General features: G+C 48.7%; 5 protein-coding genes. 2 read left to right on the top strand and 3 right to left on the bottom strand.

The features are described from left to right. Nucleotides 1-32 precede the first annotated feature (32 nt). From KW844_RS14410 to KW844_RS14400, 3 genes are read right to left on the bottom strand one after another with little or no spacing between them, the layout of a single operon-like run. The gene (locus tag KW844_RS14410) at nucleotides 33-2,228 is read right to left on the bottom strand and encodes an OmpA family protein (protein ID WP_218377486.1); all 2,196 of its coding nucleotides are present in this window, start codon (nucleotides 2,226-2,228) and stop codon (nucleotides 33-35) included. 25 nt (nucleotides 2,229-2,253) lie between these two features. Beyond that, entirely contained in the window at nucleotides 2,254-3,168 is a 915-nt protein-coding gene (locus tag KW844_RS14405; protein ID WP_218377485.1) for a type IX secretion system membrane protein PorP/SprF, read from the bottom strand. Nucleotides 3,169-3,186: 18 nt separating this feature from the next. After that, a complete protein-coding gene (locus tag KW844_RS14400) occupies nucleotides 3,187-13,530 on the bottom strand; it encodes a Calx-beta domain-containing protein (protein ID WP_218377484.1) in 10,344 nt (3,447 codons plus the stop codon). A 505-nt stretch (nucleotides 13,531-14,035) separates the two neighbouring features. On the opposite strand from KW844_RS14400, the gene ahcY reads away from it, so the two are divergent. Both ahcY and KW844_RS14390 read left to right on the top strand, forming a co-directional pair. After that, nucleotides 14,036-15,364, top strand: a complete 1,329-nt coding sequence (gene ahcY, locus KW844_RS14395; protein ID WP_218377483.1) for an adenosylhomocysteinase — start codon at nucleotides 14,036-14,038, stop codon at nucleotides 15,362-15,364. Nucleotides 15,365-15,710: 346 nt separating this feature from the next. Further along, nucleotides 15,711-16,442 (top strand): pyridoxine 5'-phosphate synthase, encoded by a 732-nt coding sequence (locus KW844_RS14390; protein ID WP_218377482.1) that lies wholly within the window; start codon nucleotides 15,711-15,713, stop codon nucleotides 16,440-16,442. Nucleotides 16,443-16,642 lie beyond the last annotated feature (200 nt).

Below are 16,642 nucleotides of genomic sequence, written 5' to 3'. Positions count from 1 at the left end.
TTCTGTAATTTTGATATACGCTAAATTGATACTTACAATATTTTCACTTCACAGCGGCGGTTCACTCCCTGCAACTGGATATAGATATCCCGGTCGTTGTCGATATTGAACTGGCCTGCTACCCATACCGGCTTCGTAGAGCCGTAATAGTTAATCCGGATTTTATCCGCATCTACTCCCCTGCTTTTCAGGCATTCCTGGATATATACGGCCCTGTTTTTAGAAAGTGCCAGGTTATACTTTTCATCACCGATAACATCTGCATGACCGTTAATCAGGATCAGGCGCTGCGGATGCTGTTTCCATACCCCGAAGATGGAATCCAGTTTTTTCCATTCCTGGTCCAGTGGGATATAGGAATTCAGGTCGAAGTAAATGATGCCTGGAATAGTCAGCAGCAGATTGGCAGCACGCAGTATGCTGTCCATTTTGGCGGCAGAAATTCCATTTATTTGCTGTAAACCTGAAGTTTCCGGCTTTTTCGTGCCGGCATTACCGTTAGCAACCGTGATTTTCGTGCTGGCGTTGGCGTTACCGGCTTTTTGCCAGGCTACCATTTCCGGATTGCTGTTCACTGGTTTTTCAGGAGCAGGTTTGGCAACAGGCGCAGCGGCCACCGTTTTGGCTGCAGCAGCCTGCGGACTACCGGCTTCGTATTGCCAGGAAATAACTTCCGGACCTGCGCTGTTGGCGGCAGAGTTACCATAGTCGATAGTAGTGCGGGTATCCGTTACCACCACTGTTTCCGGCGCTTTTGGTGCTGGAGTTGCCTGCTGAGCGGTGTCTTTGATGACGAGATTGTCGTAACGTGCATCGCCAATAATGGTTTCCTGACGGCGATCGTCGGCTTTCACTACGGTAAGGGACAAGTTCTCCTCTTTAGGTGCATCCGGATTGGAGATACCTACTTCTTTCAGAGGATCATTGTTCAGGCTCATCACATAAATATGGTCGTTGTCATGTACGCCCGAGCGATCGGAGGTAAAGTAGAGCAACCATTTTTTGTCATCGAGCACCGGGTTCAGGTCGTCGAACTGTGTATTTACCGGGAAAGGTAAATGTTCAGGCGTTTGTTCCCGTTCATTGGTATTGATCACGAATATATCCAGGCCACCGAATCCTTCCAGGCCATTGGAGGAGAAAAACAGTTTCTCACCGCTGATGAAGGGATACAGTTCGTTTCCGTTGGTATTGACTTTAGGGCCCATGTTCACAGGAGCTTTCCAGCGCTTTTCGCTGGCATCCCAGTCGGCATAGTATATGTCGGTGCCACCAAGGCCTCCCGGCATATCGGATGCAAAATACAAACGTTTACCATCAGGAGCAACAGAAGGATGCAAAATTGAAACAGCACTGCCAATTTTGCCAATTTCCACAGGTACCGGACGGCTCCAGGAATTATGTTCTGCCTGGAAGCTGGCCGCTAACAGCTGGGTGCCGTTATTATAGTTGATAAATGAATTCTTCTCGTTTCTTACATCTGTAAACCGGTTGGAAGTATAAATCACTTTATTTCCTTCTTCAAAAAACGAAGCCGGTCCTATCTGCAAAATTCCTTTCAGGCTGTTGCTGAACGGGGCAACTCCTGATTCAGAAATCATATATAGTTTAGAGTTGGTGTACAGCGACTGGGCATCTTTCTTCTTTATATCATTAGACAGGAAAACCAGGTTATCCTTGTATAATGCCAGCCCGTACTGATAGCCCGGCAGGTTGGTTTGCAAACTGTCCACCTTCATTTTGTCGGACTGATTGCGGTTAAAGAAGCTGTAATAATTTTCCAGCGAGCGCTGTATGTTGGTGAACCGGGTATTATCCGTATAGGTGGAGGCATATAATGTGGCCGCTTCTTTCGCCTTTGCTATGCGACCTGTTCTTTTCAGGAGGTCGGTATAGGTGGTTACGTCAGATACTTCCACATCCTTGCCAGGCTTGTACAGCAGCTCATCGTAGAGGGCAATGGTTTTCTCAAACTGCCGGGTTTCATAGTATACCCGTGCCAGCTGGAGCTTGGCTTTTCTCATGACTGCTTCACTGCTACCTTTATTAATTACTGTATTACACAGGGAGATGGCATGTTCATAGTCCTGGCGTTTCAGCAGTCTTTCCGCGCGGTTTACTTTTGCCATATCGCCGAAAGAGCCGGCAGACTGGTTGTTCACCACGGAACATGATGCCATGAGCAGGGCAGCACCATGCAGGAGTATAAGGGATGTTAAGGGCTTCATTGGCATAGAATCATCAATTATACAATTAGAAATAACGAGGCGCCACCACTTTCCATTTGTTCCAGGCGAAGCGGTAGTTGATCATTAACTCGTGCGATACGGTTTGCGCACCTCTAAGATTGGATTGCAACGGTGTATCATAGGAATAGCCTATCTGCAGATTTTTGGTCGCCTGGATTTGTACCAGCCCGGTGATCGTTTTTTCCGAACGCCAGGAAGCACCCAGCCAGACGAGGTTCTTAAGCAATACGTTGGCATTTATGTCATATTCTACGCCCGCACCGGTAACGGCTCGGAGTAAGAGGTTTGGCTTGAATTTCACATCATCGGTAAGGGTAAACAGATAACCTGTTTGCAGATAATAGTGAGATTTGGCCGTCACCTTGTACAATTTCCCTCCCAGGTCAAAGCTCTGAAAGGTAGGCGAAGATAAGCCAACAAAAAATTTATCCGTAAATAACATTATACCAAATCCAACATCCGATTTCCAGTAGCTCTGATTCTGTGCAAATACCGGGTCGGTAGTGGAAAGGGCGCTGTTATCTTCTTTGTACTGCGCCATCCCGCCTTTCAAACCGAGTGCTATATACACTTTTTCGTTCAGCTTTACACGTTGAGATATGTTGAAATTCAGCTGGGTTTGTGAATTGACTGTGATCTTTTCATTGATCAGCGATACGCCCAGACTCGTATTGGTGGCTTTTATCGGCGTATAAAACGAGGCCGATAAAGTTCTGGGAGCACCGTCCACGCCTACCCACTGGTTACGCCCCACAGCCGTAAGGCTGGAGGACTCATCCATTGACGGGTAGGCAGGATTGATCACCATACCGTTAAACATGTACTGTGAATAAATCGGTTCCTGCTGGGCCTGCACATAAGAGCCCGTGCCCAGGATTACCGAAAGTAAACAGCCTGTTTTTATCAAAAAGTTACGCATAGGTTCAACTTTTGAATATTAGCGTTTGATTACAATGAAGCCCGTTTTGCTTTCTACCCTGCCATCTATCCAAATCTGGATATTGTAGAAGTAAGAGCCATCGGGCACATCGCTGCCGGACGCACCGCCGGTATTCGACTTCCCTCTAAAATTGTTGGACTTGTTGTTATAGTTATTTGTTTTATACACCGTACCACCCCAGCGGTTAAAGATCACCACCTGGTTAGTCGGATATTGCTCGATGTTTTCTATGTACATAAAGTCATTACCCTGACCATCGTTGTTTGGTGAGAGGGCTGGGTGTACACGGATCTTACCTTCGTTATTACTCAGCTGGCGCCCATCGGTAGTCCATCTTTCCACGGAATCAGGTACACCGTCGCCGTCCGAATCCAGGTCGAGGAAGTTAGGGATGCCATCACCGTCGGTATCGTCATCAAAAGGATCACCGTTTTTGTTGATGTCTTCCTGGGCGTTGGTAAGGCCATCGCCGTCCGTATCACATTCACCGCACATCGGATCATCGTTCAGGATTACGCCGGTGGTTTTGCCTGGCTCTCCGATGGTTGGCAGGTTAGTGGCAGCGTTGGCGGTAACACTGAGCATTTTCAGTACAAATGTTTCGTTCTGCTCAAAGGTGGTATCACCGATGATATCGATAAAGAACTCGCCTTCTGTGCTGAACGGTGGAATCACCAGTTCATGTACCGTCATGTTATAATCCTCACCTGGTGTGGCTTTGAAGTCGAAGAACGGATAGCTTACTCCTTCAGTAGCAGCTTCGGTATCGAATTTCACCGTTACCGCGCGACTGCTCTTATTACTGAGGGCCACTACGAATCGGAGACGGTTCGTTTCTCCCTTATCCCCTTCTTTCACGGAGAACTTAGCGTCTGCAAAAGAAAGCACCAGGGGATCATTATCTGTTATAGTCACATTAGCGGTGGTAGCATTACCGGTAACATACAGCGGTGTGCTGTTGCTACCAGCATATGGCAGCAAGGTGGTGTGCAGGAATCCGTCGTCATCATTTACGGCATCATCGGAGGCGGTGATGGTAAACGTATGTTCTGACTGCATGGCCGGCAGGCTCACTGTCAGGATATTTCCGTTGATCTGGCCTTCGCTGGCAGAGAAGGTTCTAACGGCATCCTGTGCCACCTGTATTCTAACTGGTACGGCTATAGCGGCGCGACTTGGCGACTTCAGTGTAAACTGTACCGGACTGCCTTCAGCGGCGGTGGTGACTATGGTGCTGAGGTTTACAACCAGCGTATCGTTATCGGCAATAATAACTTCCGGAGCGGTTTGACTGGCTACCGGCCAGGTTACGCCTGTCAGGCTGCTGTTGATATCTTTTATCTGCAGCGATACCGTGCCATCGCCTTCCACGATGTTATTATCGATCGGATCTACGTTAATGGTGGCGCTGCTGTTGCCAGCAGGAATGGTAACGGTGCCGCTCAGTTTTTTATAGCGACTGTCGGCTACGGCGGTACCAGCTACGGTGTAGTTTACCTGTACGTCTTTCACGGCCGTCAGCAACGGATCGGTAAAGCGTACGGTAAAGGCGCCTTGTACCGCAGGTTCAGCGGCATCTTTAACTTTTTCCACCAGCATGGTTCTGGCGGCAGCTTTGGTACCGGTAGCGGCGCTTTCATCATCATGGATGATCATTTTCACCGTATCAAGGGTATTTACTGTATACGGATAGATGCCATTGCCTCTGTTCATACTGGCTGCTTTCAGGGCTGCCGGCAGTATTTCATCACCTTCAATCACCACATTGTCGATTACGTTTACCAGCACATCTGCACTGTTTGCGCCCACAGGGATGGTAACGGTGTTGGCTATACTACCAATGTTGGTAGCACCCGGCACTGTACCTATAAACAGCGTCACGTTCACATCGGCTGCGGCAGTGTAATCCAGTGGCAACTTCACGGTGTAAGCGCCGGTGGTAGCAGGCTCGGAACCATCGTTCTTTTTAAGCAACTGCACCGTGGTAGGCACCGATTCATGAATGGTCAGCAGCTGCGGCTGTTCCAGCTGGTAGGAGAAATAGCTGGAAGGGATACTGCCTTTCAGCAACAGTTGTTCTGTACCTTCTATTATTTTATCCGCGGTAGCGGTGAGCGTATAGGTTGCGGAAGGCGCTCCCGCAGGGATGATCACCTGAGTTGGTACCCCGGTGTAATCAGCCGCATCAGCGGTGGAGGTAGCATCAGGTGCGATGGCCACCACCAGGTCTTCCCCGGCGATGATGTTCGGCGTAACAAAGCTGATCGTCATCTTGCTGCTGTTACCTTCCATCAGGGAGGTAGAATCCAGCGCGAGTTTCACTCTCAGGTTCTGCGGATCTGCACTGGTAGCATCCACGATGGTTACATCAATGGAGTCTCCTTTCATACCGTTGTAGTTAACCGGTGTAGCTACTATGCGGTAGAGTTCCGGACGTTCAATGATATTATCGGTCAGTGCGGTGAAAGCAAAGGCATAATCTGTAGAGCCTGCCGGAATGGTAATGGTAGTTGGCAGTCCGTTTACGTCAGATAAAGCCGCGGTGGAATTACCCGACACGTTGAGGGATACGGTAATGTCCTTGCTGGAAGTAACGTTAGGTGCCAGGGAAACATTTACGGTATAGCTATGTCCTTCTACTACATTCGGACCCGGCGTCACGCGCGACATATAAATTCTTCCTGTAGCAGGATCATCGTGTGTTCTGTCGAGGATAGTCACGCGGGTGGCGTCTACCGGCAGATTGGTATCATTACAAACTCCATTGATAAGGATATCCTCATCATCTTCCAAAATCAGGTCCGGTGAACCATTGATGGTAGCAGCAGCGGTTCCTGCGTTCTGGCCTTTAATGATGGTGATGCTGGCAGGCAGTGCGGAGTGGTCAGTATCCGCAGCAGTGCTGCTGGCATCCTTATGCAGGGTGACTACATAATTACTTCCCGCTTTCCAGTTGTTTTCAAACCTTGCGGTAAGTGCAGTGCCGGCACCACCTTCATTTATCTGGGTAGGTATTGCCTCCAGGATAATGCGGGCCGGATACTGTGCGTCTTTGATAGTAAATGCAGCAGGTGTATTTGTATAGGTGCTGATGCCATCAGTAGCAGAAATACCGATGTTCAGGGATTCATTTCCTTCTACCAGGTCATCATTATTAATATGTAACGCAAGGGTGGTGTCTTTATTAAATACAAACCCGGTTGGCAGCGTGTAGTCGTCCGTGTTAGCGGCACCGGTAACATTCATGGTTACGTTAACCGGTACTTCGGTGGTTACACCTGCAGGCAGGCTCACCTGAAGCTGCACGTCGTCGCCTTCCAGCAGCTGACCTGCTGTAGATGGCGTGATGGAGAACACCAGGTTGGCCGGGATGGTTCTGGTAATATCATTGATGGTAAATGGCAGATCAGCGATGCTGAATTCTCCGGATTCGCCGGTTACAATAAATTGCTCATTCGTTTCCAGGATCTGATCCGAAACGCCGGTGAAGAAGTTCGGGATGGTAACGCTGTGATCGCCCGCTTTCAGTGTAGCCGTCACCGTAGCAAATTGCAGATCGCTGGTAGCGGCAGTAGAAGTAGCCTTACGACCCAGTGTTACGATGATGTCTGATTTAGACGTCATGCTGCCACCCAGTGCCACGGTGAGGCCGGCCTGTTCGCCTTCGTTCAGTGTGGTCTTGTTGCTGGTGATGTTCAGGATGTTGGAGCCCGGACGTTTGATCGTACTATCCTGTACAGTGATCGTCACCGGTGTTACAGTAATATTATGATCGGCGCTGTTGCCTTCCAGTACAATGGTACCGCCATCGCCCAGCATGTTGTTGCTGTTTGCCAGCACATTTACTGCTGTAGCAGCATTCCCGTCTTTTGGAATTTGCAGGGTAAGTGGCAGCGGGCCATGCTCGGCAGCATCCAGTGTGGAGGCGGCTCCTTTGTTGATGGTGATGGTCATGTTTTCCGCAGCACGCCAGTTGTTAGGCAGTTTTACGGAAACGGCGGAGGTAAATCCTTCCAGTATATGGTCCGGAGAAGCTGTTAATTCCAGTGTTACCGGATACTGTGCATCTATGATTTCCGCGTTTATGCCTGATACCGTATAGGCGTTACCGGTATTATCAGATCCGGTGGCAGTGATAATAATGGTTTCGGTACCCTCTACCAGGTCATCCGTTAATACCGTTAATGGTTCTGTTACGGTGCTGCCGCTGCTGATAGTAGCAGTAGTAGCTATCGTATAGTCGTTACCGGTACCTGCTGTTGCGGTACCACTTGTAGTAAAGTTTAGGGAGATAGGAATTTCCGTGGTGATACCAGCAGGCAGGCTGAATGTGTATGACTGGGCATCACCCTCCTGCAGTTGCAGGGCTGTAGCAGGACTCACAGTTATCACCCTGTTTGCGGCATTTCTTCTGGTAGCATCATTGATGGTGAGCGTGTAGTCGTTTACGGTATATCCCGCACCTGCATTACCGGTGATGGTTACCTGCTCATCGTTTTCAATAATATCATCCGCTGTGGCCGACAATACATCTGCCACGGTAGTGGTAGCATTGGAGGTAGCCGGCAGTGTAATTGTACTGGTCAGCAGGCTGTAATCAGTGGATGATGCTGCGCCCAGTGATATCACGATATCTTTTGCAGAGGTGATATCTGCAGGCAGGCTGATATTGAACTTAGTTGCATTATTTTCTGTGAGCGGAGCTGTAACTGCTGAAATGGTGATCACGTCACTGTTTGGTGAAGTCACCCGGGTATTATCCTGGATATCCAGTGAAACGGGGGTGCCGGCAGTGAGGTTAGGATCAGTGCAGGTAGCAGTTATTTTTAATAGGGCATCATCGTCCAGCACCTTGTTGGCGGTGGCCGTAATATAAACCGGATCAGAAGTTTGTTTACCTGATTCGATGGTAACGGTGGCTGGCAGGGTATATCTGTCGCTGGCAGCAGTAGTGCCTGTAGCGGCGGCCAGGCTGAAGGTAAACTGGCGGCCGGCAGTAGCACCGTCTGGCAATTCAATCCAGAAGGCAGCTCCTGGTGTTTCGTTTTCCTTTATCGCTGTTTTATCCAGGTGGAATATTACCGGATTTACTGGTGGATAGTCCTTATCGATGATGTTGAAAGTATGCGGTACCACGGTAAATACAGAAGCAGTGCCGTCGGTAGCAGTGGCAGCTACTACCACACCTTCAATACCTTCCATCAGTCCATCCAGTTTAAGTTCCAGGTCAGCATCTGCGTTGTTGCCGGTAAAGCTGCCTGCTGCGAAGGTCAACGTATAGTCGGCCGCGTTAGCGCTGCCGGTGTTTGGTTTAAAGTTTATGGTGACAGGTACCTGGGTAGTTACACCGGTTGGCAGGCTGATATTCACTTTCCCGGTGTAGCCTTCTGTGAGCAGGGAGGCTGCTGGTGTACTGAACGATATAACACGGTTGGCGGCATCATTACGGGTTTCATCCGTAATGGTCACATTCCAGGTGGCAGTGGCTAAGGAATAACCTGCTACTGTTTGTGCGGTCACCTGCATTTGTTCGGTTGCTTCAAGTACCAGATCTGAAGTAGCTGAAACCGTTACATCCGCCGGCGTCGTATTATTGGTGAGCGCAGGCAGGGTGAGGGAAGTACCGCTGAAGCTGTAGTCATCAGTGGCAGCGGTTCCCGCTGTAGCACCCATGGTCACGGTGATAGCCGTGGCAGAGGTGATGTTCGCTGGCAGCGCGATGTTGAAGGCGGAGGACTCCCCTTCTTTCAAGGTCGTTTTTGCTGGTGTGATGGTGATTACATCACTACCCGGAGAAGTAACCCTGGTATTATCTGTAATATCCAGTTTAACATCGGCAGGTGAGCCGATCACCGGATCGGCGCAGGCAGCTTTAATATATAATGCAGCAGGGTCGTTTAATACCTGGTTGGTACCTGCTGTTATTTTTATTTTGTCAGAGATTTTAGCGCCCATTGGGATAGTGACACTTGTGGGCAGCACATATCCGGCGGAAGCGGCGGTGGTAGCGGCTCCTGCCGTGATAGCGAAGCTCAGGTTGCTACCGGCGGCAATATTATCCGGCAGCTCCACCCAGAATTCAGCACCATCTACATCTCCCTCTGCAATACTTGCTTTACTGAGGTGATAAATCACGGGATTTACCGGTGGGTAGTCATGGTCGATGATAGTGAACTGGCTGCTGGTAACGGTGAATGTGGAACTGGTATGATCCGTTACATCCGCATTTAATATTACATCCTCATCGCCTTCCATTAAACCATCCTGCGGTATTACGAGATCACCTTCAATATTATTACCGGTGAAGTTACCGGCAGGGAATGTGAGTGTATAATCGGAAGTGCTTGCAGCGCCGGTATTCGGCTTCATGGTGAAGTACAGTGGTACTTCGGAAGTAACGCCGGCGGGCAGACTCAAACTCACTTTACCACTGAAGCCTTCTTTCAGGTCGGCGGCAGGTGGAACTACAAAATGCAGTTTCAGATTATTGGCATCCTTGCGGGTTTCGTCGGTGATGGTATAAGTCCAGCTGGAAGTAGCTAATGTAAATCCAGCTACAGCGGTTGCCTGCACGGTAAACGTTTCAGCAGCTTCCAGTATCATGTCGGCATTGGCAGTGGCCGAAACGGTTGCATCCGCGATATTATTAGTAGCAGCGGGCAGCGTCAGCACGGTACCTGCAAAGGCGAAGTCAGTGGCGGATGCAGTACCTGCTGTAGCAGCTACCGGCACCTGAATTTCTGTGGCTGAGGTAAATCCTGCGGGCAGAGAGATCGTGAAAGTAGCAGTACTGTTTTCTGCGAGCGTAGTATTGTTGGTTGTGATGCTAATTACATCACCACCCGGAAACACATTGCGGGTATCATCCAGCACATCCAGTTTCAGGGGAGCGGCGGTGGTGATGGCAGCATCTGTGGTGCAGGTAGCACCTATATATAAAACCTTATCATCGTTCAATACCATATTGACATTTGTCATTATATGGATATGATTAGAAGTTTGTGCGCCTTTAGGGATGGTGACAGTGGTATTTTCGAAAGCATACATACCATCTGCTATGGTAGTACCGGCAGCTTTGGCTATGCTGAAGGCAAGCGGGAAATCGGCGGTGAGTCCGTCCGGTAGTTCGAGCCAGAACTCTGTACCTGGTGTTTCCCCTTCTTTCACGTATGTTTTGCTGGTATGCAGGATCACCGCAGCTGGCGGATAATTTGCATCCAGTATATCGATCGATTGCCCGGTAACCCCGTAGGCGGTCCCGTTAGCATCACTAACGGTTGCGTCAATCACCAATGTTTCTGCACGCTCCAGCAATTGATCTGTCAGGAGTGCCAGTTGGAAATCAGCGCTATTGCCCTGCATAGTGAAAGTGGCAGGCGTATATTGGTAGTCCAGGTTGCTGGCGGAGCCTGTGTTATTTTTCAGCGTAACGGTGAGGTCTACTTCTGTTGTAACACCGGTAGGTAATGAGATGGTAAATGGAGCGGTAAAACCTTCTTTCAGCTGGTCAGCCTCAGCGGTGGTGCTGATGGTCAGGTTCAGGTTAGCCTGATCAGTGTGGGTGAGGTCATTAATGCTGATGGTAACCGGGCCTGCTACCGTAATATTATTATCGGCGGTAGCGGTAATTACCATTGTTTCGGTGCCTTCAATGATTTTATCGGTGGCGGCAGTTACTACCGGGTCAGTGGTGGTGATGGAGGTGCTGCCTGCTGGTAACGTCAATGTGGTGGTGTGCAGGGTATAGTCACCCGCCGCGTTGGCGGTGGAGGTAGCTGCCACTGTCAGTGTCACATTTATGGCCTGTGTGCTGGTAATATTATCTGGCAAAGCTATTTTGAATGCGGTGGCTTCACCTTCATCAAGTGTGGCTTGCACAGGGGTGATGGTGAGCACGTTACTACCTGGAGAGGTATTGCGGGTATCATCCTGGATATTCAGCTGCTGTGCTGCCGGAACCGGGATGTTAGCATCGCCGCTGCTAAGTAATAAATTCAATACGGCGTCATCACCCAGTATAGTATTGCTGCTCGCGGTAATTTTCCCTGCTGTGGGATCGCTGCCGGTTGCATTTTCGTTGATGGTAAAGGTGGCCGGCATGGTGTATCGGTCAGTACCAGCTGTGGTGCCGGTACCTGGCGTAAGGGTAAACGACATGTTATAGCCTGCGGCCAGTCCTGCTGGTAATTCTATCCGGTAATTAGCACCGGTAGGATTACCTTCCCTGATGGCCGATTGGTCGAGGTGTACCACCACAGGGGAAGGTAACGGATATTCGCTGTCAAGTATATTGATGGTATGTGCGGTAACGGTATAGCCATTGAAGCCGTCGGCATCTGTTGCGGTACCACCGAGGATCATGGTCTCTGTTTTTTCCACCAGGTTATCATCAGTGAGTTGCAGGGAGGTTGATCCTGAATTGCCGCTGCTGATGGTCAGTGGTGTGCCAATGGTATAATCAGCCGGTTTAGCCGTTCCCGTTATACCTGCAAGCGACAGGGTGATGGGCACATCGGTGCTGATGCCTGCTGGCAGGGAGAAGGCCAGCAAACCGTCATATCCTTCGTACAGATCGCTGGAAGGAATGGTTGAAAAGGTGATGGCGGTATTTGCTGCAATGAGTTTGGTACCATCTTTTATGGTGATATCCTGGTTAGTAGTTTTGGTATTACCCATTACTACAGCGGAGATATTAATTTTCGCCAGTTCATCATATTCGATGATCTGGTCCAGGGTAGCGTGGAGTATAAGGTCTGTACCATTTTGTCCTGGTTCGATGGTAGCAACAGCGATGGCGGGGAAGTCGGTACCTTCCGTTGCCGGGTGAGTGGCGCCGGTGTTATCGATGGTAGCGGTGACGGTGATTTGTTCTGTCGCGTTTACGTTATCCGGCAATTTCACATGGATGATTGCGTCGTTGTTCTCTGTTACGGTTGCAGAGGTAACGGAAGCGGAGATATCGCTTGGTTCATCGTCGAGGATGGTGTATTTGGTAGTGGTTCTTGTGCCGAGCACCACGAGTGGGTCTACAGCTGGCAACAACTTAAAGTTCAGGTTTCTGGCGTATTCCAGTTTTGTATTACCAATGATTTTGAGTGTGTTAACGGTGATATTTTTGGCGGTGGTATAATCGCCTGCCGGAATCCAGAAGCCGGCGTGATCGTAGGAGTAGTCTACCCCTTCGATGGCCGGATGTTGCTCACCTGCGTCTGCTGCATCGGGAGCGAATTTTATGTAAGCGGGTGCCGTAAGAATCCCGGCACTCACCTTTATGGTCATGCCGGTGGCGGGAGCGGTGGTATTGCCTTCGCTTTGGGACTGTGTAGCGGCGGTAAATTCGACCGTTACCGGTTTACTGTTTAATCCGCTCACGTCTGTCATTGGTTCTCTGACGGTAGTGGTAGCGAGCATATCGCGTGTATCGTCATAGCCTATACGCAGTACGCTTCCTGATGCAAATCTGTTGGTGGTAGGGCCTGTTTCCGGCATTTTTATGCCTACTGCCATGGCCCTGAGTGTGCCGGTTCCATTATTGACATCTCCGTTCAATGCGCCGGAGCTTCCATCCACGGCTGTAGTGGTGGCATATAGTCCCAGACTTACAGAGTTAAAACTTTCATTGTCTTTGAGGCGGTATACGTGTGCATAATCCCCATTGTTTGACTGCGGGTAAGTCCCATGATCATCTGTAAAGCGTACAATCCCGGGTAAAGTATTGATAGTGCCAGGCGCACCAAGGGTGTTGGTATAAGGCTGTCCTATTTCATAAAAGCCTCGGGCGTTGAGGTTGTTTTCAACTTGCGGGGTACCTATGTTATCCTGTAAGGCTACGAACTCTGTGATATAGAGGAATGGGCTTACTCTTGTAAAGTCCGTTCCATAAATCGTTACGTTATAGGTAAAATATTTTTTTGGCGCTTCGTAACTGATGACGGTACGAATGTAGGCGGTGCGTGCAACAGAATAAACATAGTCTATTTTGGAAAATATGGCTACTTTATAGGGATTGGCGGGGGTACCATCTCCCATTACATCTGTGACGGAAATATTATTGGGTTGATAGTTAACTGTTCCTGGCACACCTGCACTCCAGAAAAGGCCCTTCCAGAAAGTCCATATCCCTTTGTTTCCGGTATCCGGATTGGTTCCTGTTTCAGCTCTGCCGTTACGATAAACATTGATTTTACCATCTGCTTCTATGGTGATTCTCAACCCATCCGTGGCGGTGTTACCTCCGGAGGGGTTTATTACTACCTGCTGGCTAACGGCAGCGAAAGCAGGCAGCAGGAGGATGGCTATCAGCAACACTTTCCTCACGGAGAAGGCTAAACGTTGGCGCATAGCTGTCTTAGATACTTTCGTAGGATAGGACAGGACTAACATATAAGTTTGTAAAATTTCTATTTATACATATAGATTTTAAGTCAGTAATGAAAACAGTCCTTTGTAAAACCCTATATGCGGATTCCGTAAAATGGCTCTCCAATGGCATACACTTATTAAGGAAGTGCTGAAAAACCGGCCATTGGCATTAATAAGTTCCGTTGAAATATCCAACGTGGAGCAAACAAAGTACCTGCAATACTTAAGCAGTGGGATGATTTATATAGATTATTATATCTACTTCTCTCTGTATTCTAAATCACAACAATAAAATATAAAATCATATATTTTAATTTACAAATTTAAAACATAAAATATATTTATTCAAATAAAAATATAGGGAGAAGAAAATGCAGCCTGCGAAGGATTTTTTCAGAATTTTTAACGTTTAAAAAGAAAAAATGGGGTATCGGAAGCTATGTAGAAAGAAAAAATAACCATAGATTTGCAAAAAAAAGTAAGAATGTCTACTGTTTCAAACTCTAACATTGACTTTGACCTGAAATATAAGGTAAAAGATATGTCCCTCGCTGAGTGGGGCCGCAAGGAAATTGAACTGGCAGAAGCTGAAATGCCAGGTCTGATGTCTCTCCGTGAGGAATATGGTACCAGCCAGCCACTGAAAGGTGCGCGTATTGCTGGTTGCCTGCACATGACTATCCAGACTGCCGTACTGATCGAAACCCTGGTTCACCTGGGTGCAGAGGTACGCTGGAGCTCCTGCAATATCTTTTCCACCCAGGACCATGCTGCTGCCGCTGTAGCTGCTGCAGGTGTACCTGTATTCGCCTGGAAAGGCCTCAATGAGCAGGACTTTGACTGGTGTATCGAACAAACCCTGTTCTTCGGTGGTGCTGACCGTCCGCTGAACATGATCCTGGATGATGGTGGTGACCTGACCAACATGGTACTGGATAAATACACTGAGCTGATCCAGCATATCAAAGGCTTGTCTGAAGAAACTACTACCGGTGTTCACCGCCTCTACGAGCGCATGAAAAACGGTACGCTTCCAATGCCAGCGATCAACATCAATGACTCTGTAACCAAATCCAAATTCGATAACAAATACGGTTGCCGCGAATCCTGCGTAGATGCTATCCGTCGCGCTACCGACGTAATGATCGCCGGTAAAGTGGCTGTAGTTGCTGGTTTCGGTGACGTGGGTAAAGGTTCTGCTGAGTCTCTCCGCGGTGCCGGTGCACGTGTAATCGTTACTGAAATCGATCCAATCTGCGCCCTGCAGGCTGCTATGGAAGGTTATGAAGTGAAAAAAATGAGCGACGCTATCAAAGAAGCTGACATCGTAGTTACCACTACCGGCTGCCGCGATATCATCACTGGCGAACACTTCAAACTGATGAAAGACAAATGCATCGTTTCCAATATCGGTCACTTCGATATCGAAATCGACGTTGCATGGTTAAATAAAAACTACGGCAATACTAAAGTTGAAATCAAACCACAGGTAGATAAATACACTATCGATGGTAAAGATATCATCCTGCTGGCTGAAGGCCGCCTGGTGAACCTGGGTTGCGCTACTGGTCACCCATCTTTCGTAATGTCCAACTCTTTCACCAACCAAACCCTGGCTCAGCTGGAACTCTGGCTGAACGCAGATAAGTACGAAAACAAAGTTTACGTACTGCCTAAACATCTGGATGAAAAAGTTGCCCGCCTGCACCTGAAAAAAGTAGGTGTAGAACTGGACGTACTCACTCCTAGCCAGTCCGAATACCTCGGCCTGCCAGTGGAAGGTCCATTCAAACCAGATTACTACAGATACTAATCGTACTGTAAACATAGTACAGAGCGGGTGCCTTTCCGGTACCCGCTTTTTTTATGTCACCAGAATACCGATGCCTTCGGCATCGGTGGGGAGATTCCGCGCTACGCGCGGGGAGCATAAGGTGATAGCGTAGGCGTAGTGTAAGCGTAATGTAACTGCTGGCGTAGCCGATCGTGTAGGCGTAGTGTAAGCACCGTGTAAGCGCAGTATAGACGGTATTGTAACTGCTGGCGCAGCCGATCGTGTAGGCGGTGGCGTAGACACCGCAGAACACACCGCCTGCGGACAGCCTGCGGCAAGCATCTTAATACAGTTACTTCCAAAAAAAAATCAATATTTTTGCGGCATGACAAAGCTGAGTGTTAACATCAACAAGTTTGCAACACTGCGCAATGCTCGCGGTGGCAACGTTCCAGATATTTTAAAGGTAGCCCAGGACTGTGAGCGATTCGGCGCTGATGGTATTACTGTACACCCTCGCCCCGATGAAAGGCATATCCGTTACCAGGACGTACTCGACCTGAAACCACTTGTCACCACTGAATTCAACATAGAAGGTTACCCGTCACCAGATTTTATGGACCTGGTATTGAAAGTAAAACCAGAACAGGTTACCCTGGTACCAGATCCACCGGATGCGATCACCTCCAACACCGGATGGGATACCATTACTTATCAGTCATTCCTGAAAGATGTGATCGGTGCCTTCAAAAAAGCCGGCATCCGTGTTTCCATCTTCCTGAACCCAGACGTAAACCTCGTGGAAGGTGCTAAATCTGCCGGTGCCGACCGTATAGAACTCTATACCGGCCCATATGCGGAAGAATACTTTAACGCCCGTACACAGCCGCAAAACCTGCAGCTGTTTAATGACTACAAAAACACTGCACGCGCAGCCTCCGATATAGGACTCGACCTTAACGCCGGTCACGACCTCAACCTGGATAATCTCCGCTTCTTTAAACTGCATATCCCGCAGTTAAAGGAAGTTTCAATTGGGCATGCACTGGTGGCGGATGCCATTTATTTCGGACTGGAGAATACGATTCAGCTGTATAAACGCCAGCTGGTAGATTAGCATAATTTTTCCTTCGGCTTTCAGCCAGACGGAAAGCCGAAAACAGCAAAGGGGCCAATGGCCCCTTTGCTGTTTTCGGTATAAGCTTAACAAAAGCGATAAAGCCACTCGCTTCCGCAAATGGCTTTATCGAACCCTTAAAACAATCAACATGATTCATACCGGGGTCACAACAAACCGATATGAATTTTTATAGGTTA

This window comes from Chitinophaga sp. sic0106, assembly GCF_019219075.1.
Taxonomy (GTDB): Bacteria; Bacteroidota; Bacteroidia; order Chitinophagales; family Chitinophagaceae; genus Chitinophaga.
The sequence above is the reverse complement of the archived record's forward strand: the minus strand, read 5'-3'. Positions and strand labels throughout refer to the sequence as shown.

What these genes read in the sequence shown, in the direction of transcription:
- KW844_RS14410 (WP_218377486.1), bottom strand. Translation starts at nt 2,228, where the DNA reads ATGAAGCCCTTAACATCCCTTATACTCCTGCATGGTGCTGCCCTGCTC.
- KW844_RS14400 (WP_218377484.1), bottom strand. Translation starts at nt 13,530, where the DNA reads ATGCGCCAACGTTTAGCCTTCTCCGTGAGGAAAGTGTTGCTGATAGCC.
- KW844_RS14405 (WP_218377485.1), bottom strand. Translation starts at nt 3,168, where the DNA reads ATGCGTAACTTTTTGATAAAAACAGGCTGTTTACTTTCGGTAATCCTG.
- KW844_RS14390 (WP_218377482.1), top strand. Translation starts at nt 15,711, where the DNA reads ATGACAAAGCTGAGTGTTAACATCAACAAGTTTGCAACACTGCGCAAT.
- ahcY (WP_218377483.1), top strand. Translation starts at nt 14,036, where the DNA reads ATGTCTACTGTTTCAAACTCTAACATTGACTTTGACCTGAAATATAAG.